The 19,548-nt window shown below is 73.0% G+C and carries 10 protein-coding genes; 1 reads left to right on the top strand and 9 read right to left on the bottom strand.

All coding sequences use genetic code 11. From position 1 onward, the window contains the following. Window positions 1–19: 19 nt before the first annotated feature. The 7 genes from ACWCPF_RS01740 to ACWCPF_RS01710 form a co-directional block, all read right to left on the bottom strand. Entirely contained in the window at window positions 20–1,681 is a 1,662-nt protein-coding gene (locus ACWCPF_RS01740) for a succinic semialdehyde dehydrogenase (RefSeq protein ID WP_451042948.1), read from the bottom strand. Window positions 1,682–1,819: 138 nt separating this feature from the next. Then, complete coding sequence (locus tag ACWCPF_RS01735; protein WP_451042947.1) at window positions 1,820–3,442, bottom strand: serine/threonine-protein kinase; 1,623 nt, start codon at window positions 3,440–3,442, stop codon at window positions 1,820–1,822. A gap of 89 nt (window positions 3,443–3,531) precedes the next feature. Then, window positions 3,532–5,196 carry a serine/threonine-protein kinase gene (locus ACWCPF_RS01730; protein ID WP_451042946.1) on the bottom strand — a complete coding sequence of 555 codons (1,665 nt, stop codon included), beginning with the start codon at window positions 5,194–5,196 and terminating at the stop codon, window positions 3,532–3,534. An 85-nt stretch (window positions 5,197–5,281) separates the two neighbouring features. Further along, window positions 5,282–7,042 carry a serine/threonine-protein kinase gene (locus tag ACWCPF_RS01725; protein WP_451042945.1) on the bottom strand — a complete coding sequence of 587 codons (1,761 nt, stop codon included), beginning with the start codon at window positions 7,040–7,042 and terminating at the stop codon, window positions 5,282–5,284. A 180-nt stretch (window positions 7,043–7,222) separates the two neighbouring features. Next, window positions 7,223–9,790 carry a protein kinase gene (locus ACWCPF_RS01720; RefSeq protein ID WP_451042944.1) on the bottom strand — a complete coding sequence of 856 codons (2,568 nt, stop codon included), beginning with the start codon at window positions 9,788–9,790 and terminating at the stop codon, window positions 7,223–7,225. Window positions 9,791–10,019: 229 nt separating this feature from the next. Further along, window positions 10,020–12,272: a serine/threonine-protein kinase gene (locus tag ACWCPF_RS01715; RefSeq protein ID WP_451042943.1), complete on the bottom strand. Its 2,253-nt coding sequence runs from the start codon at window positions 12,270–12,272 to the stop codon at window positions 10,020–10,022. Between the two features lie 355 nt (window positions 12,273–12,627). After that, window positions 12,628–14,334: a glycerol-3-phosphate dehydrogenase/oxidase gene (locus ACWCPF_RS01710; protein WP_451042942.1), complete on the bottom strand. Its 1,707-nt coding sequence runs from the start codon at window positions 14,332–14,334 to the stop codon at window positions 12,628–12,630. A 319-nt stretch (window positions 14,335–14,653) separates the two neighbouring features. Between ACWCPF_RS01710 and ACWCPF_RS01705 the strand changes: the two genes are divergently transcribed. Further along, the gene (locus tag ACWCPF_RS01705) at window positions 14,654–15,862 is read left to right on the top strand and encodes a nucleotide sugar dehydrogenase (RefSeq protein ID WP_451042941.1); all 1,209 of its coding nucleotides are present in this window, start codon (window positions 14,654–14,656) and stop codon (window positions 15,860–15,862) included. A 786-nt stretch (window positions 15,863–16,648) separates the two neighbouring features. Here ACWCPF_RS01705 and ACWCPF_RS01700 read toward each other — a convergent pair. Together ACWCPF_RS01700 and guaB are read right to left on the bottom strand one after the other, a co-directional pair. Beyond that, on the bottom strand, window positions 16,649–17,773 hold the full coding sequence (locus ACWCPF_RS01700; RefSeq protein ID WP_451042940.1) for a GuaB3 family IMP dehydrogenase-related protein: 1,125 nt from the start codon (window positions 17,771–17,773) through the stop codon (window positions 16,649–16,651). 143 nt (window positions 17,774–17,916) lie between these two features. Then, a complete protein-coding gene (gene guaB, locus ACWCPF_RS01695) occupies window positions 17,917–19,419 on the bottom strand; it encodes an IMP dehydrogenase (protein WP_451042939.1) in 1,503 nt (500 codons plus the stop codon). Window positions 19,420–19,548 lie beyond the last annotated feature (129 nt).

The following is a 19,548-nucleotide window of genomic DNA, read 5'->3' as shown; positions in this document are numbered from 1 at the left end:
CGTTGAGAACAGGTGCTGTCTACCGCAGGCGGAGTGCCTTCATCACCCGCAGGCTCGTGCTCATGAACTGGGCGTACTTCTCGTCCGTCATCCCCAGGGACGGGGCCATCGGCAGCAGGCGCTGCTGGGCGACCGTCTGGGCCTCCGTGTACTTGAGGATGCCCTCGGAGCCGTGGCGGCGGCCGAGCCCGGAGTCCTTCATGCCGCCCATCGGGGACTGGACGCTGCCGTAGGCCGGGGCGTAGCCCTCGTTGACGTTCACGGTGCCGGTGCGCAGCCGGGCGGCGATGTCCCGGCCGCGTCGGCCGTCCTTCGTCCAGACCGACGAGTTCAGGCCGTACGGCGTGGAGTTGGCGTGCTCGACGGCCTCGTCGTCGGTCTTGAAGCGGTAGATCGAGACGACCGGGCCGAAGGTCTCCTCGGTGCAGACGGACATGGGCTCCGTGACGCCGTCGAGGATGGTCGGCTCGAAGAAGTAGGGGCCGACGTCCGGGCGGGCGACGCCGCCGGCGACGACCTTCGCGCCCTTGGCGACGGCCTCCTCCACATGCCGGGTCACCGTCTCCAGCTGCCGCTCGCCGACCAGCGAGCCCATGTCCGCGCCGTAGGCCAGGGAGGTGCCGAGGCGCATGGCCTTGGTGCGGGCGGCGAACCGCTCGACGAAGGCGTCCGCGATCGACTCGTGGACGTACAACCGCTCGATGGAGATGCACAGTTGGCCGGCGGAGGAGAAGCAGGCGCGGACCGCGCCCTCGGCCGCCCGCTCGATGTCGGCGTCCTGAAGGACCAGCATGGCGTTCTTGCCGCCGAGTTCGAGGGAGACGCCGACGAGCCGGGCGGCGGCGCCCTGGGCGACCTCGCGGCCGGTGCGGGTGGAGCCGGTGAAGGAGACGTAGTCGGCGTGCCGGACGACCTCGGGGCCGACAACCGGACCCTCGCCGAGGACGACCTGGAAGACGTCGGCGGGCAGCCCGGCCTCGACGAGCAGATCGCGGGCCCACAGAGCGGTCAGGCAGGTCTCCGTGTCGGGCTTCATCACGACCGCGTTGCCCGCGACGAACGCCGGCAGCGCGTCGCCGACCGACAGCTCCAGCGGGTAGTTCCAGGGGGCGATCTGGCCCACGACACCGCGCGCGTGGCGCAGTTCGGTGACCTTCGTGAGCGTCGGCATCGCGCCCGCGTGCCGCTTGGGGCGCAGGTAGGACGGGGCCTTGCGGCCGTAGTGGCGGGCGGCGACCGCGACGGCCTGCACCTCCTCGTGGGCGTGCAGGCGCGCCTTGCCGGTCTCCAGCTGGATGAGGTCGAGCACCTCGGCCTGGCGGGCCAGCACCAGGTCGTGGAAGCGGAGCAGGACGGCGGCCCGCTCCCGGACGGGCGTCTTCTCCCACACGGCCTGGGCGGCGCGGGCCGACTCGAAGGCCTTGAGCACGTCCTCGGGCGTGGACTCGGGCAGGTCGGCGAGCTTCTCGCCGGTGAACGGCGTGTGGTTGGCCGTCCGGCCGGAGCCCGTCACGCCCTTGGTGAGCTGGGCGACCAGCTCCGGCGTCACCACGTCGGCGGCGCTGCGGACGCCGACGGGGGTGGGGGCGAGGGGGTTCGTCCCCGTCCTGGCCGGCGTCGTCTCCGGCGTCGTCTCCGACGTCTTTTCCTGCGTCTGCTCCGGGGCCTGCGAGTCCGTCATGAGGCGCAGGGTATGACGTGCGAAAGACTTTGGGTACCCGCCGGTAATGGGGATTCACCGACCGCACACACGACGCCAGCGTTCACTGGCAACAAACCTGCTGATCAGGGCGTCGAGCCCGGCCGCCTGCCGGGCGATTCAGCCGACCGCGATCTCCAGACGGTCGCGCGCCGCCTCGAACACCTCCGTGCCCTGCTTCTCGTCCGGCGTCCCCTTGGGCATGTCCACGCGCAACTCGTACATGCGGCTGTCGGCGGTCAGGACGAACAGTTGCATGACACGGGTCGGGGTGAGTTCCAGACCGTAGACGGTGTCGGAGACGGCGGCCTTGTAGCCGTGGAAGGTGGTGCGGGCGGTCTGGGTGCGGGCGTCCTGGGCTTGGCCCTTCCACGTCTCGTGCGCCTCTACCGCCTGGTCGAACGGGGTGCCGGGCGCCCGGTCCCAGAGGGTGAGGCGCACATCGACGGTGCCCGCCGAGTAGACCACCAGCCGGGGCTGCCGATCGGCGCCGCCCTCCCGGTCGGACTCCAGATACGGGCTGGGGAGGGAGAGGGACGCGTCCATGCCGGCCTCACGGTGGACGACCCACGGCGACGGCGACTGCGGCCCTGTCTCCAGCCAGGACGCCCCCAGCCAGACACCGCCCGCGAGCAGCCCGACGGCCGCGGTCAGGGCCACGGGACGGCGGTGGAGGGGGCGCCGGGTGCGCGTGCGGGTGTCGTGGGTGTCGCGGGTGGGCGGGGTCTCCGGCTCGGGGCGGTCGACGGGCGGCGCTCCGGAGGGCACTCCGGAGGGCACTCCGGGCGGCGCTCCCCCGACCCGCACCGTCCCCACGTCCTCCCCGAACTCCCGGAGGAACCGCACGTCCTGAGGCTCGGCCACCGCTTCCGTGCCCTGAGCCCCCTCAGCCCCATCAGCCACCGCCGCCAGTGCCGCGGCCGTCTCCGCCGCGTCCGGGCGGCGTTCCGGGTCGGATCGCAGCAGCCGTACGAGCAGCGGGCCGAGCGGGCCGGCCTGTTTCGGCTCGGGCGGGTCCGCGGCGAGGATCGCGACGAGCGTGGACTCCAGGGTCGTCCGGCGGAACGGGGACCAGCCCTCGACAGCCGCGTACAGCAGGACGCCGAGGGACCACAGGTCGGACGCGGGGCCCGCGCCGCGCCCGGACATCCGCTCGGGGGCGATGAACTCCAGCGAGCCGACGAACTCGCCGCTGACGGTGAGGGATTCCTCGCCCTGGATGTGGGCGATGCCGAAGTCGGTGAGGACGACCCGGCCGTGGGGGCCGAGCAGCACGTTGGCGGGCTTCACGTCCCGGTGGACGATGCCGACGGCGTGCGCGGCGCGCAGGGCGCCCAGGACGGCGAGGCCGATGCGGGCGGCCTCGGCCGGATCGAGGGGGCCGCGCCGCAGCACCTCGTGCAGGGACTCGCCGCGGACCAGCTCCATGACGATCCAGGGGAGTCCGCCGTCCACGTCGGACCCCTCCTCCACCACCACGTCGTGGATGGAGACGGCGCAGGGGTGGTCGACGCGGGCGGCGGCGCGGGCCTCGCGGTGCAGGCGGTGGGCGGCCCGGCGGTAGGAGTCGTCCTCGGGGTCGCCGGACAGCCGGGGCTGCTTGACGGCGACTTCGCGCTCCATGAGCTCGTCCCGGGCCCGCCAGACGGTGCCCATGCCGCCGGAGCCGATGCGTTCGAGCAGCCGGTAACGTCCGTCCACTATCCGGCTCTTGGCGCCTCCGGCGTCACCGTCGTTGCTCATGCCCCATGACTACCACGACCGCCGTCGCCCTCAGCGAGCCGGGGCGCGGGCGCTCTCGCGCCGCCTCACCGCCCGTGAGGACTTCGCGGCTACCCGGTGACGAAGGTGTCGACGGCGACGTCGAAGTACTCCCGCGCCTCCGCCGCCTGCCCGACCGGCGCCGACACCCACACGTCGTACAGCCGCCCGCCCTCCTCCCAGCACAGGTCGTAGGTGTGCCGGGGGCCCTCCGCCGCGCTGAAGCCGTTCCAGGTGAACTGCCAGAGGGCGGCGGGGCGTCCGTCGTGGGTGGTCTCGGTGACGCGGCCGTCGTGGTACCCCGGGTTGGTGTCGGGGCCCTCGGCCGCCGCCCGCCGCATCACGCCGAGGGGGCCGTCCGACGGCGGGTCGGAGATCTTGATGCCGAGCCGGAAGACCTGCCCCGGGGACATGTAGAAGACCCGCACGCCCTGCGGCTGCCGCGTGAAGCCGTCCGGCACGGCGAGCGCGAACCCGGCCGGGTCGTCGGCCACCCGGTAGCCGGAGGGGACGGACGGCGTACGGGTCGCCGTCGGGGAGGGGGTCGGGGACGAACTGGGGGACGAGGTGGGGGATGAGGTGGGCGTCGCCGTAGGGGACGCGGCGGAACCTCCCGTAGGGCTCGGGCTCGGGCTCGCCGTCGCGCCCGTCGCGGCCCCGGACGCCGAACCGGCCGTCGGCGGCGCGGAGCTCGCGGGCGGACCCCCTCCGTCGCCGTCGCCGTCCCCCTGCAGCAGCAGCGCCGCCGCCGACACGCCCGCCCCCGCCAGCGCGGCGACCAGCAGCGCGGCCACCAGCACGCCCCGCGTGGAGCGCTCCCGGGTCGGCGGCTCCGGGCGGGGCCGGGGCAGATCGGCCTGGGTCGGGGTGTAGCCGCAGGACACCGGCGCCGGCGTACGCCCGGTGTCCAGGAAGGCGCGCAGCAGCCGCTCCGCCTCCGCCACGCCCAGCCGCCGGTCCGGATCGCGCTCCAACAGCCCCCGTACGACGGGCAGCAGGGGCGCGGCCTGCGGGGGCGTGCGGATCTCGGCGAAGACGACCGCGTGCAGGATGCCGCCCAACGAGTCGCGCCGGAACGGGGATTCGCCGCTCAGTGCCGTGCACAGCAGCGCGCCCAGCGACCACAGGTCGGACTCGGTGCCGGTCCGTGCCCCGGACATCCGCTCCGGCGCGGTGTATTCGGGCGAGCCGACGAACGAACCGGTCTCGGTGAGCGTGGTGGCGCCCGCGACCTGCGCGATCCCGAAGTCGGTGAGGACGACCCGGTCGCTGTCCCGTTCCAGCAGGACGTTCGCGGGCTTGATGTCCCGGTGCAGGACCCCGGCCGTATGCGCGGCGCGCAGGGCCCCGAGCAGCGCGATGCCGATCCGGGCCGCCTCCGCCGGATCGATCGGGCCCTGCGCGGCGATCCGGTCGGCGAGCGAGCCGCCGTCGATCAACTCCATGACGATGTACGGGCGTTGGTCGTCCTCGACGACGTCGTGCACGACGATGATGTGCGGGTGGCTCAACTGCGCGACCGCACGGGCCTCGCGCAGTGTCCGGTCGCGGCGGCCCCGCGCCTCCTCGGTGGAGAGCGTGTCGTCCTGGATCAGCTCCTTGACGGCGACACGCCGTCCCAACAGCTGGTCCGTGGCCCGCCACACGACCCCCATGCCGCCGCGCCCGAGCCTCGCCTCCAGCCGGTAACGGCCCGCGATGACCCGTACGTCGTTCCCGCCCCCCTGGGTCCCCATGGGGCCATCATGCCGCACCGGACGGCGCGCTTCCGGGGCTCCGTCCGGCCAACTGCCGTGCGACCGCAGCGCGGTCGCCGGACGGCTACGCGGTCGATTCCCGCCAGCTCTGCAGCACCGACCTGAACTGTTCGGCCGTCGTGGCCCAGTCCGCGGCGGGCGAGGACATGTAGATCGCGTACTCGGTGCCGTCGCGGGCGACGTACGTCTCCTCGATGGCGCGGCGCGGCCCCGGGAACGTGGTGTCCTTCGCCAGCGCGGTCCACGTGTACTCCCACTCGGAGCCGGCGCGGTCGCGGTAGACGTTCTTCTCCAGGGTGACCCGCTCATAGTCGACCAGCCGCTTGACCTGCTCTTCGAGGTCGATCTGGTGGGCGTACGGGTCGTTAAAGTCGGGGGACTTGTCGAGCGCGATGCGGATGAAGTGCTCGCCGCCGTCGGGGGTGTAGTCGATCTGCTTCAGGTCGCCGTCGTCCTGGAACACCTCCCGCTCCCAGCCCTGGGGGAGGGCGAGCCCGAAGCCCAGCGGGTCCTCGACCTGCTCCCAGGAGTCGGGGACGGAGCCCTGGTCGCCGGGGGTGCCGGTCGGCGTCGGGCTCGGCGAGGCGGACGCCGACGTCGAGGCGGAGGCGGACGGGGAGCCGGAGTCCTGCTGCCGCCCCTGGTCCCACTTCTGCAGCGACACCGCCGCGACCCCGCCGACCAGCGCGGCGAGGACGACCACGAGCACGAGCGTGCGCCTGCGCCGACGCCGGGGCGGCCGGCCGGACGGGCTCGCCTCCGGGCCGATCTGCGTCGCTCCCACGGGCGTGGACACCTCGGGCGGCAGCGGCACATACGCGGTACCGGCCGTGGGATGACCGGTGGTGGCGTGACCGGTGGTCACGTGACCGGTGGGGTGGGCTGCGGGATGGGCTGTGGCGTGGGACGCGGAATGGCCCATCGCGTAGTGGTCGCCGGTGGCGTGGCCGCCGGTGGCCAGGTCCGGCCCTCCGAACTGCGTCGGCACATACGCCTGGGCCCCGCTGGGGCGCCGTCCGTCGGCCGCCTCGGCGAGCAGCTGCTCGGCCGCCGCGGTGTCGGGGCGGACGGCCGGGTCCTTGCGCAGGAGGGCCGTGATGACGGGGCCGAGCGGCCCGGCGTACTGCGGGTCGGTGGCCTCCTCCTCGACGACGGCCTGCAGCGTGCTCAGCGGCGAGGTGCGCCGGAACGGCGAGCGTCCCTCCACCGCCGTGTACAGCGTCGCGCCCAGCGCCCACAGGTCGGAGGACGGCCCGGGGTCCTGGCCGCGCACCCGCTCGGGGGCCAGATAGTCGACGGAGCCGACGACCTCGCCGGTCCGCGTGATCGTGCTGTCGCCCTCGATCTGGGCGATGCCGAAGTCGGTGAGCAGGACCCGGCCGTCATCGGAGAGGAGCACATTGCCCGGCTTGACGTCGCGGTGCAGCACGCCGGCGGAGTGCGCGGCGCGCAGCGCACGCAGCACCCACAGACCGATCCGGGCGGCCTCGGCGGGCTCGACCCGCCCGTCCTCCTTGACCGCGTCGGCCAGCGAGCGGCCTTCGACCAGCTCCATCACGATCCACGGCCGGCCGTCGTGTTCCAGCACGTCATGGACGGTGACGACGGCGGAGTGGTTGATCCGCGCGGCCGCGCGCGCCTCGGCGCGGGTGCGGGCGAGCAGAACCGCCTGGTCGCCCTCGGAGACGTAGAGCGCTGCGGTCAGCTCTTTGATCGCGACGGCCCGGTGCAGCAGCTCGTCATGGGCGCGCCACACCCTGCCCATGCCGCCGCTGCCGATCGCGTCGACAAGCCGGTAGCGGCCCGCGATGAGCAGGCCCTGCATCTGATTCACGTTGCCCCGCAATGGTCTTGACAAGCTCAGCGTAAAGACCGGACCGCGTCCGGGGAACCGCGGGGGTGCCTTGGAGACAGCACTGTGACGGTTGTCGCTTCCCGGACCGCACGGGAACCGGGGCGGGCGTGGGGAGTTCCGCAGCGTGCTCGGGGAGTTCCGGGGCGGCGCTCAACCGGTGTACTGGTAAGTAGCCGATGCCTGGTCGTAGAGTCGAGTCACTTCGTCCCGCTCGGCTTCCGGGCCTCTGACCTGCACGATGTGGTACCGCCCGGCGATGAGGATCGCGAGGTTGCGCACATACAGCGCCCGTCCGTCGGCGTCGGTCCAGGTGAACTGCCCCTCGGCCATGGTCCGGGTGCCCACCGTCGTGGTGCGCAGCCCGGAGGCCGTCGCCCAGCTGGAGTCGCGGTACGGCTGGAGTTCGCTCTCCTTCTCCCGCTGGTAGACCATCGGGTCGCTGCCGTTCGCCGACGCACTGTCACGCCCCGCGACGACGATCAACTCGAAGTCCCCGTGCGAGTAGACGACCTGGCCGCGCCCGTTCTTCGGCGTCCGGTCCCAGCCGTTGGCCACGGCGATCCGGAAGCCGGCGTCGTCCGTGCGGAGGGTGAATCCGTCGGCGACCTCCACGCCGGACCCGCCCGTCTGCGGCTGGGTGGTCTCCGCTCCCGACTGCGAGGAGGGCGAGGCGGAGGCGGAGGCGCCCGGCGAGGTCTGGTCGGTCCGGGGCTCGCTGCTCGCCTTCGGCGGCTGACCGGCCGGTGTGCCGGCGGCGCCGGTGGCACCGGTCCGCTGGGAGCCGTCCGCGCCGGCGTCCCCTTCCTCACCGGCCTTGGGCAGGAACAGCACGGCGTAGGCGACCACCGCGGCCATCAACAGCAGTATCAGCAGCAGCAGGGTGCGGCCCAGGCTGCGGGGCGAACCGCCCGTCCCCTGCCGGGACCGCTTGTGCCGGCCGTGCGTCGCGGGCAGCCCCGCGCGCCGTCTGCGCACCAGCTCGCCCTTGCGGCGGACGATCGGCAGCCGGCGCGGATCGGTCGGCGGCGCGGCGACGACGTAGGTGCCCGCCTCCGGCTCCGGCGCGGAGCGGACCAGCGAGCGCAGCCAGCCGCGCAGCTCCTCGAAGTCGAGGCGCTCGGTGGGGTCCTGACGCAGCAGCGACTCCACGACCGGCCGGAGCGGTCCGCACTCCTCGGCGAAGGCGGGCGGCTCGGCGCACACCATCTGCACCAGCTCGGCCGTCGACTCCTCCGGGTACGGCGCATGCCCCTGGACGGCCCGGAAGAGCAGCGCGCCGAGCGCCCACAGGTCGGTCGCGGGACCGATCGGCGCGGCCAACTGCCAGTTCTCGTGCACCGGCCCGGCCTGCTCGGGCGCCCACCGCTCGGTCACCGGCCCGACGACGGCCATCCGCGCCTGCCGCGCCCGCTCGGCCGCAAGCGCGGATGCGGGCCCGCGCCGGACGACCGCCTCGGGCGCCTCCGGCACCTCGGGCGGCCCGGCCGCGGGCCCGACCGCGGGCTCGACCGCGGGGACGGGCGCGCCCGGGACGCGGTAAGGGGTGACGCCGTACGGGTCGGCGATCCGACCAGGAGGGTTGCCGTCGGCCGGGGTACGGGCGCCGGGCAGCGCCGCGCGCCCGTTCTGCTGGGCCTCCTGGGCCTCCTGCACCCGGGCCGCGGCCCGCGCTCCGGCACGGTACGCGGCGATCGCCCCGGCCCGCGCGGCGCGAATGTCTCCGCCGGTCTCCATGGGCGCCGCCCTACGGGCCACCGCCCCCGATGCTCCGCTCCCGCCTCCGCCGGACGGCTCACCCGCCGTCACCGGAAACGCACCCGGCCCCCGCGCCTCGATGGCAGCCCGCCGCGCGGCCTCGGGATCCCCGGCCCCGACGGCCGGCCCGGCACCCGGCCCGACCGGGCCACGCGAGCCACCCTGAGCCCCCGGGCCGACCTGGCCGCCCAGGCTCCCCTGGCCGGCCGGGTTCCCCTGGCCACCCTGCCGAACCGGGGCCGCAGCCGCCCCGGGCCCGCCGCTCCCCCGGCTCCGCTCACTCTCCGCCGCGCCCTGCGGCCCGCCCTGCGCCGCGCCCTGCGCCGCGTCCGGCGACGGCACCGGGTCGTAGCCGCACAGCGCCTCTTCCGCCGCGCCGACCGCGAGGCCGGTCAGCATGACCCGTCCGTCGTCGCAGACCAGGACCGTGCGGGCGGTGATGTTCCGGTGCACCCAGCCATGGGCGTGCAGCACCCGCAGCGCCATCAGGACGTCGGAGGCGACCTCGGCGGCCCGGTACGGCGTCAGCGGCTTCTCGGCGAGCAGCGCCGAGAGCGGCCGCGCGGCGACCAGTTCACTCACTATCCACAGCGAACCGCCCTCGGCGAACACGTCGAAGACCTGGTCGAGCCGGGGATGGTCGGGAATGCTCGCCGTGGCCTGCGCCGCCTCCATCGCACGCCGTACGACGGGATCGGCGGGCCGACGCGTCCCCGCGCCCTCGCCCACGCCTCGTGGCCCCGGCGGCCGCGCCCCGCGCTCACGCGCCGTGAACCCCGCGGGCAGCCCCTCCGCGTCGAGCACCTCGGCCTCGACGACCTCCGGCAACGGCACCTGGCGCACCAGGACTTCCTGCCCGCTGTAGGTGTCGAAGGCCCGGCTCTCGGTGAGTTCGTACTCGTCGGAGGGCGGCAACGGCAGGCGGTAGCGGTCGACGAGTACCCGACCTGCATAGTCGTCCACGTTGCCTCCCCCGGCCGCTCGGTCGGTCAATTCCGTTCGTCTTGCGTGCCGTTACAGCCGTATCCGGCCGGATAGCTGGATGCGTACGGTCCGCAGCCACTCACGATACGTGCCGGAGGCAACCCGCAAAGAGGGGATGCCAGATCTCACCCCCAGATCTCACGCCCCGAACACGGCCACGCGACGGCCGAGTTGGCCGCTGCCTCGGCGGCTGCTGCTGCTTCTTCTTCTACTTCTTCGGCGTGAAGGTGTTCGTCAGCGTCGCCCAGGTGGTCGCGCGCAGCTCGGTTCCCCACGCGGCGGACTTCGCCGTGTACATCAGCGCGTACCCGAGACTGTCGTTCACGACGAACCCGCGGTCGATGGTGCGGTACGCGGTCCCGCCGTCGGTGTAGGTGAACTCCCAGTCGGCCGTGTTCCAGCCCCGGTAGTTCACCTTCGCTATTCGGATCTTCGTGTACTGCGAGCGCTCCATGTAGCGCTCCTGGTTCTTCCAGTCGGCGACGGGGTCGTCCTTGGGCGTGGTCGTCCAGGCGACGAGCAGCTTCTGGCCGTCGGGACCGGTGAAACGGTCCCCCGCGGCGTCCGAGGACTGGTACTTCCAGCCCGTGGGCAGCCCGATCGAGTAGCCCTGCCCGCCGTTGTACGTCGTCGCCGCCTTGGTCCCCTCGGTGCCGGTGGCACCGGACCCGGCGCCCCCGGCCGCAGCGGTGTTGCTCGGCGAGGAGACCGCCCCGGAACCCGACCCGGAGCCGGAACCGGAGGACTGTGACTGCGACCCGTCCGTGCGGGTCCCGCCGGACTCGTCCTCCTTGGTGTCGGCGCTCGCGCTCGGATTCGCGCTCGCGCCGGCCGCCGGCCGGGAGGCTCCGCCGCCCGGTGACCCGCTCGCGCTGTCGTCGCCGCCACCGCCGAGCGTGAGGGCCAGCACGGTACCGAGCACCGCGAGCACCACCACGACGGCGATGATGACCAGCGTCCGCTTGGGCACCACGTCTGTCAGCGGCGCCCTGGGCACGTGCCGCGGCGGCAGGTCCGGCGGCGTCATGACCGGCCACCCCGAACGCCGGCCACCGGCGCCGGCATCGGCACCCGAACCGGAGCCCGACCCGGACCCGGAACGGGCCGCCGGAACGGACGCGGACGACGACGCCGGACTGCTCACCGAAGCCGAAGCCGAAGTAGAGGCCGAAGTCGAGGCCGACGCGGAAGTCGCCGTGGTCGTGGGCTTGGCCTTGGGCTTGGCCTTGGCCGTGGAGGAGGCTGCCGACACGGCAGACCCGGCAGCCGCCGACGGGGCAACGGACGGCGCGGCGGCGGAAGCCGGCGCCCCGGCGCCCCGAGCCGCACCGCCCTGCTGCGCCTCGTCCTTCCGTGCTTCGTCCTTCCGCGACGTATCCGCGCTCGCCGAACCGGAAGCACTCGTTCCGTTCGCCGACTTGGCGCGGGACGCGGCCGCCGAGGTGGCCGCCCCCGCCGCGACAGCGGCCTTGCGCACCGACCGGAACGCGCCGCGCAGCTTCTCGCCCGCCTCCGCGCCCGCCGAACTCCCCCTGCCCTCGGGACTGTCCGGCTGCGGCGGCAGCGGCACCAGCTTCGTCGCGTCCGCCGGCTCGGCGTGCCGCGGGTCGGGCGCGTGCAGCACCGCGTCGAGCATCGCCCGCGCGCCGGCGTCGTCGAGCCGCCGTACGGGATCCTTGGTGAGCAGGCCGTAGATGACGTCCTTCAGCGGGCCCGCGTTCTTCGGCTCCTCCAACTGCTCGGTCATCACCGCGGTGAGCGTGGCGATCGCCGAGCCCTTGTCGTAGGGCGGCGAGCCCTCGACCGACGCGTACAGCAGACCGCCGAGCGACCAGAGGTCGGCCGCCGGGCCGGGCTTGTGACCGCGGGCCCGCTCCGGGGAGATGTAGGAGGGCGCGCCGACGAGCATGCCGGTGGAGGTGATGGACGGGTCGCCCTCGACCTGGGCGATGCCGAAGTCGGTGAGCACGACCCGGCCGTCCTCGGCGATCAGCACGTTCGACGGCTTCACGTCACGGTGCAGGATGCCCTCTCGGTGCGCCGACCGCAGCACGTCGAGGATCGCCAGCCCGACCTCCGCCGCACGCTTCGGCTCCAGCACGCCGTCCTCACGGATGACCTCGGCGAGCGACTTGCCCTCGACGAGCTCCATGACGATCCACGGCCGGTCGTCCTCCTCGACCACGTCGAAGACCGTCACCGCGCTGTTGTTGCGGATCCGCGCGATGGCCTTGGCCTCGCGCAGCGTCCGGGTGATCAGCCGGCGCTTCTCGTCCTCGTCGATGTTCCCCGGGAACCGCAGCTCCTTGACGGCGACCGTGCGCCCGAGGGTTTCGTCCTCGGCGCGCCACACCGTCCCCATGCCGCCGCGGCCGAGTACGTCTCCCAGCCGGTACCGCCCGGCGAGGAGACGTGCGCTCTTGTCCTGACGGGATGCTCCCGCCCGCTCCGCCTCCGACATGCGTCCCCTCATGCAACCCGCCCTGACAGAGCCTCCATTGTCCCTCACCCGACAAGTGCCCAACGCCCAGGGTGCCTCTCCCCGCATTCCGGCCGCATCCCAGGAGTGGAGCATTCCGGCCAGAAGGTGCAGCACGCTCCGGCCGGAGTGCGCGCGGGAGCACTCCGCGGCCTGCCCGCCGCCGAGTTCTGCCCTCGCAATCCGTACAACGCGCCGGTTCCGAACAGAGATCCCGATTCATGACACTCGTTCGAGTGAAGCCGACCCGGCCGCTCGCCCGGGCACCGGGCACCTGACGTCCGGCGTCTGGCACCCAGCGCCCGACGCCCGACGCCAAGCACCCGGCGCCCGGCGTCTACAGCGGCACGATGTCCGGCGCGCCCAGTCGGGCCGCGTCCGCCGTCAGGTCGTCGGGCTGGCGCTGCGATTCGCGCTCGGCCTCGACCCGCTTCTCGTAGTGCTCGACCTCGCGCTCGATGTGGTCCTTGCCCCAGCCGAGGACCGGCGCCATCAGCTCGGCGGCCTCGCGGGCGCTGCGCGTGCCGCGGTCGAAGGTCTCGATGGAGATGCGCGTACGGCGCGTCAGCACGTCGTCCAGGTGCCGGGCCCCCTCGTGCGAGGCGGCGTAGACGATCTCGGCGCGCAGATAGTCGTCGGCGGCGTGGAGCGGCTCGCCCAGCGACGGGTCCTCGGCGATCAGGTCCAGCACCTCCTCCGCCATCGCCCCGAAGCGGTTCAGCAGATGCTCCACCCGCACCACGTGCAGGCCCGTCCGCGCGGCGATCCGCGCCCGCGCGTTCCACAGCGCCCGATAGCCCTCCGCGCCCAGCAACGGCACGTCCTCCGTGACGCAGTCGGCGACCCGCTGGTCGAGCCCGCGCACCGCCTCGTCGACCGCGTCCTTGGCCATCACCCGGTACGTCGTGTACTTGCCGCCCGCCACGACGACCAGGCCCGGCGCCGGATGCGCGACGGTGTGCTCGCGCGACAGCTTGCTGGTGGCCTCGGACTCACCGGCCAGCAGCGGTCGCAGCCCCGCGTACACGCCCTCGACGTCGTCCCTGCTCAGCGGCACCGCGAGCACGGAGTTCACCCGCTCCAGGAGGTAGTCGATGTCGGCGCTGGACGCGGCCGGGTGGGCCTTGTCGAGGTCCCAGTCGGTGTCCGTCGTGCCGATGATCCAGTGCCGGCCCCAGGGGATGACGAACAGCACGGACTTCTCGGTGCGCAGGATGAGCCCGCTGGAGGAGCTGATCCGGTCCCTGGGCACGACGAGGTGGATGCCCTTGGAGGCGCGGACGTGGAACTGCCCCCGCTCCCCCACCATCGCCTGGGTGTCGTCGGTCCACACGCCGGTGGCGTTGACGATCTGCCGGGCGCGGATCTCGTACTCCCCGCCCGCCTCGACGTCCTGCACGCGCGCGCCCACGACGCGTTCGCCCTCGCGCAGGAACCCCGTCACCCGCGCGCGGTTGGCCGCCTTCGCCCCGTAGGACGCGGCCGTGCGCACCAGCGTGGCGACGAAGCGCGCGTCGTCCATCTGCGCGTCGTAGTACTGCAGCGCGCCGACCAGCGCGTCCTTCTTCAAAGCGGGGGCGATGCGCAGGGCTTGACGGCGGGTGAGGTGACGGTGGGCCGGCAGGCCGCGGCCGTGCCCGCGGGCCATGGACATCACGTCGTAGAGCGCGACGCCCAACCCGGCGTACATCCGCTCCCACACCTTGTGCTCGAACGGATAGAGGATGGGCACCGGCTTCACGAGATGCGGAGCGAGCCGTTCGAGCAGCAGCCCGCGCTCCTTCAGCGCTTCGCGCACCAGGGCGAAGTCGAGCATCTCCAGGTAGCGCAGGCCGCCGTGGATCAGCTTGCTGGACCTGCTGGACGTGCCCGACGCCCAGTCGCGCGCCTCCACCAGACCGGTGGACAGGCCGCGGGTCACGGCGTCCAGGGCGATGCCCGCGCCGACCACTCCGCTGCCCACCACCAGCACGTCCAGTTCGCGCTCGGCCATGGCCGCCAGTGACTCGATCCGCTGCGCCGGTCCCAGTGTCGCTGTCCTCACGGTGCCTCCCGCTGTCGGTCGCCCCTGCCCAGATTCTGACCGCGTTGCCCGACTTCAGCCACCACGCGCCCCCAGCCTGTGGACAACTCTCGCGGAACCGGAACCGACCTGCCGGGAAACCGGCCTCCCCACGCAGGCGCCCCACGCAGCCGCCCCACGCAGGCGCGCCACACGGCCGCTCAACACAGCCGCCCAACACAGTCGATCAATCCCGCATAACGGTCATATTTACTCCTAGTCTGACATTGCGCTCGTCCATCCTGTCCACCGGGCTTGCGCACCTGTCCCACCTCGGTTACTGGGAAGGACGGCTCACGCCATGCCCGCAGATCTCGCCGTCATCGGACTCGGCCCGCTCGGCCTGCCCCTGGCCCAGGCCGCCGTGGCCGCCGGCATCCCCACCGTCGGCTACCGCACCGGCCCCGAGGCCGGCTCCCTCAGCCCCGCCGAACTGCGCCGGATGCTCTCGGGGGGCTTCCGGCCCGCCACCAACCCCTCCGAGCTGGGCCGGGTGCGCACCGCCGTCCTCTGCGCCCCGACCCCGCGCGACGCGGACGGCGGACTCGACCTGAGCCAGCTGGAGGCGGCCGCCCGCACCCTCGCGGGGCACTTGCGCCCGCACACCACCGTCATCCTGGAGTCACCGGTGTACCCCGGGGCGACCGAGGAGTTCCTGCTACCGCTCCTGGAGGAGACGTCCGGCCTCCGCGCGGGCCGCGACTTCCACCTGGCGTACTCCCCCAGCCGGGTCGACCCCGGCAGCCGCGCGTTCACCCCGGCCAACACGCCGAAGGTCATCGGGGGGCTCACCCCCGCCTGCACCGAGTCCGCCGCCGCGTTCTACAGCCGGCTCACGGACAAGGTGGTACGCGCGCGTGGCCTGCGGGAAGCCGAGACCGTGCAGCTCCTGGAGACCAACTTCCGGCACGTCAACATCGCGCTCGTCAACGAGATGGCCGTCCTCTGCCACGAGCTGGGCGTCGACCTCTGGGACGTCGTCCGCTGCGCGGAGACCAAGCCGTTCGGCTTCGAGTCCTTCCGCCCCGGCCCCGGCGTCGGCGGCCACTCCGTCCCCCTCGACCGCACCGGCCGGCCCGGCAGCCCGCTGCGCATGGTCGAACTCGCCCAGCAGGTCAACAACCGCATGCCCCGCTACGTCGTCCAGCGCGCCGCAGCCCTCCTCAACGAGCACGGCAAGTCGGCGCGGGGCGCGCGCGTGCTGCTGCTCGGCGTCACCTACAAGGCCGACCTCGCCGACCAGCAGAACACCCCCGCGCGCGAGATCGCGCTCCGCCTGATGGAACTCGGCGCGGCCGTCAGCTACCACGACCCGCACGTGCCGTCCTGGAGCGTCCTGGACCGCCCGGTCCCCCGCGCCGACTCCCTCTACGAGGCCGCCGCGGAAGCCGACCTCACGATCCTGCTCCAGCAGCACCGCACCTACGACCTCCAGGGCCTGTCGGTGAAGGCCCAGCTACTGCTGGACACCCGGGGGGCGACCCCTACGGGGGCGGCGCACCGGTTGTGAACCGGGGCGCACACGTCCGCCACGGGCTCCGAAGGCTGGTGGCGCACGACCGGGCCCGCCGGTAACGTACGAAACAGGTGGGGCTTATCGCAGCGGTCACTGCGGCAGGCTCCTGGATGGTTCACGGAGTGTCCGCCCCTAGTTGTTGTGGGGGCGGCCGCACCACCCGAAATAGGTGGAGCCCACCGCAGCGAGCACTGCGGCAGGCTCCAAGATGGTTCACGGAGTGTCCGCCCCTAGCTGTGTTGGGGGCGGCCGCTCACCATCCGAAAAGACGCAAGATCCACCTCCTCCGGCACTTCACCATCCGAAGACGGAGTCGGTCCCAGCGGGTGGGCTTGCGGTGGCGACCCATGGGCGCCCCCTTCCACGACGCCGCCCATTGACCCGGTAGGCGGCCCGTCGGAACTCGGGCCGGGCCCCGAGGGCGGGGTCCGGAACGATGTCCTTGGAAGGGGGCACCCCACACAACTGGGGCGCCGAACCCGGACGCTACCGCCCGCGACCCCCTGACCAGCCCGGATTCGCCTCGAAGGCAACCGTGCGCCCCCGCCCCGCACCACGCGCCCCCGTGTCCCCGGGCGCGTCCGGGCATGCGAAAGGGGCCGGTCGTCTCACCCGAGTGAGTCCACCGGCCCCTGCCGTCGTTCTACGCGGCTGCTAAGCAGGTCAGGCGAAGTCGGCTGCGGTTCGGCAGCGCCCTAAAGGGGCGCGGGGAACTGCGCGACCAGCCACGATGGCGCCGCAGCCAACCGACGGCACAGCGCGGCACTTCCAGCGGAGCGCTCAGCGCCGGTGCACCGAGTCCGCGACCGTCACCTCGACGCGCTGGAACTCCTTGAGCTCGCTGTAGCCGGTGGTGGCCATCGCGCGGCGCAGGGCGCCGAAGAGGTTCATCGAGCCGTCGGGCGTGTGCGAGGGGCCCGTAAGGACCTCCTCGATGGTGCCGACCGTGCCGAGGTCGACCTTCTGGCCGCGCGGCAGCTCCTCGTTGACGGCCTCCATGCCCCAGTGGTGGCCACGGCCCGGCGCGTCGGTCGCGCGCGCGAGCGGGGAGCCCATCATCACCGAGTCGGCGCCGCAGGCGATCGCCTTGGCCAGGTCGCCGGACCAGCCGACGCCACCGTCCGCGATGACGTGCACATACCGGCCGCCGGACTCGTCCATGTAGTCGCGGCGGGCCGCCGCCACGTCCGCGACCGCCGTGGCCATCGGGACCTGAATGCCCAGCACGTTGCGCGTGGTGTGCGCCGCGCCGCCGCCGAAGCCGACCAGGACGCCCGCCGCGCCGGTGCGCATCAGGTGCAGGGCCGCCGTGTACGTGGCGCAGCCGCCGACGATCACCGGGACGTCCAGCTCGTAGATGAACTGCTTCAGGTTCAGCGGCTCGTGCGAACCGGAGACGTGCTCCGCCGAGACCGTGGTGCCGCGGATGACGAAGATGTCCACGCCCGCGTCGACCACGGCCTTGGAGAACTGGGCGGTGCGCTGCGGGGAGAGCGCGGCCGCGGTGACCACGCCCGAGTCGCGCACCTCCTTGATGCGCTGCCCGATCAGCTCCTCCTTGATGGGAGCCGCGTAGATCTCCTGGAGACGGCGGGTCGCGGTGTCCGCGTCCAGCTCGACGATCTCGTCGAGCAGCGGCTGCGGGTCCTCGTGCCGGGTCCACAGGCCTTCGAGGTTGAGGACGCCGAGGCCGCCGAGCTCGCCGATGCGGATGGCGGTGGCCGGGGAGACGACCGAGTCCATGGGGGCGGCCAGGAACGGCAGCTCGAACCGGTAGGCGTCGATCTGCCAGGCGATCGAGACCTCCTTCGGGTCCCGCGTACGGCGGCTGGGGACGACGGCGATGTCGTCGAAGGCGTACGCCCGGCGGCCGCGCTTGCCGCGCCCGATCTCGATCTCAGTCACGTGTGTGGCCTTTCCCTGATGCGTTGCAGCGTCTACCAGTATCGCCGACGGGCACGACAAGGGCGGCCCCGGAGTCTCCGGGGCCGCCCTTGCGATGCCTCACGCGCGCGTGCGGGTCGCGTACGACCGTGCGAGCGCCGCCGTCACTTGTTGCTGTAGTTCGGCGCCTCGACCGTCATCTGGATGTCGTGCGGGTGGCTCTCCTTGAGGCCCGCGGACGTGATCCGCACGAAGCGGCCCTTGGTCTCCATCTCCTCGATGGTGGCCGCGCCCACATAGCCCATGGTCTGGCGCAGCCCGCCGACGAGCTGGTGCAGCACGTTGCCCAGCGGGCCGCGGTAGGGCACCTGGCCCTCGATGCCCTCGGGGACGAGCTTGTCGTCGGCCGCGACCTCCGCCTGGAAGTAGCGGTCCTTGGAGTACGACTTCGCCTGGCCGCGGGACTGCATGGCGCCGAGCGAGCCCATGCCCCGGTAGGACTTGAACTGCTTGCCGTTGATGAACTGCAGCTCGCCCGGGGACTCCTCGCAGCCCGCGAGGAGGCTGCCCAGCATCACGGTGTCGGCGCCGGCGGCGAGCGCCTTGCCGATGTCGCCGGAGTACTGCAGGCCGCCGTCGCCGATCAGCGGGATGCCCGCCGGACGGGCCGCGAGGGACGCCTCGTAGATGGCCGTGACCTGCGGGACGCCGATGCCGGCGACCACGCGGGTGGTACAGATCGAGCCGGGTCCGACGCCGACCTTGATGCCGTCGACACCCGCGTCGATCAGGGCCTGGGCGCCGTCGCGGGTGGCGACGTTGCCGCCGATCACGTCGACGCGCACGCTCGACTTGATCTTCGACATCCAGCTGAGGGCGTTGCTGTTGTGCCCGTGCGAGGTGTCGACGACCAGGAAGTCCACGCCGGCCTCGGCGAGGGCCTGGGCGCGCTCCAGCGCCTCCGGGCTGGCGCCGACCGCCGCGCCGACGAGCAGTCGGCCCTCGGCGTCCTTGGCGGCCCGGGGGTACTGCTCGGCCTTGACGAAGTCCTTGACGGTGATGAGGCCCTTGAGGACGCCCGCCGCGTCGACCAGCGGAAGCTTCTCGATCTTGTGGCGGCGCAGCAGCTCCATGGCGTCCGTGCCGGAGATGCCGACCTGGCCGGTGACCAGCGGCATCGGGGTCATGACCTCGCGCACCTGACGGCTGCGGTCGGACTCGAAGGCCATGTCACGGTTGGTGACGATGCCGAGCAGCTTGCCGGCCGGGTCGGTGACCGGGACACCGCTGATGCGGAACTTGGCGCACAGGGCGTCGGCCTCGGCCAGCGTGGCGTCCGGGTGCACGGTGATCGGGTCGCTGACCATGCCGGACTCGGAGCGCTTCACGAGGTCGACCTGGTTGACCTGGTCCTCGATGGAGAGGTTGCGGTGCAGCACGCCGACGCCGCCCTGGCGGGCCATCGCGATCGCCATGCGGGACTCGGTGACCTTGTCCATCGCGGCGGACAGCAGCGGGATGTTGACCCGCACGTTGCGGGAGATGCGGGACGAGGTGTCGACCGCGTTGGGGAGCACCTCGGATGCCCCCGGCAGCAGCAGCACGTCGTCGTAGGTGAGCCCGAGGGTCGCGAATTTTCCGGGCACTCCGTCGACGTTGGCAGTCATGACACCTTCCCCAAATGGCCTTGATCGGTGCGGATGTCCATGCTAACGGGAAGCGCACCTCCCGAATTCCACGGTCGAGCGTGACTCCGGGCTTCGTATGTTCGTACGGACTCGGGGCGGGCCCTGTTC

The organism is Streptomyces sp. NPDC001858 (genome assembly GCF_053594615.1).
The sequence above is the reverse complement of the archived record's forward strand: the minus strand, read 5'-3'. Positions and strand labels throughout refer to the sequence as shown.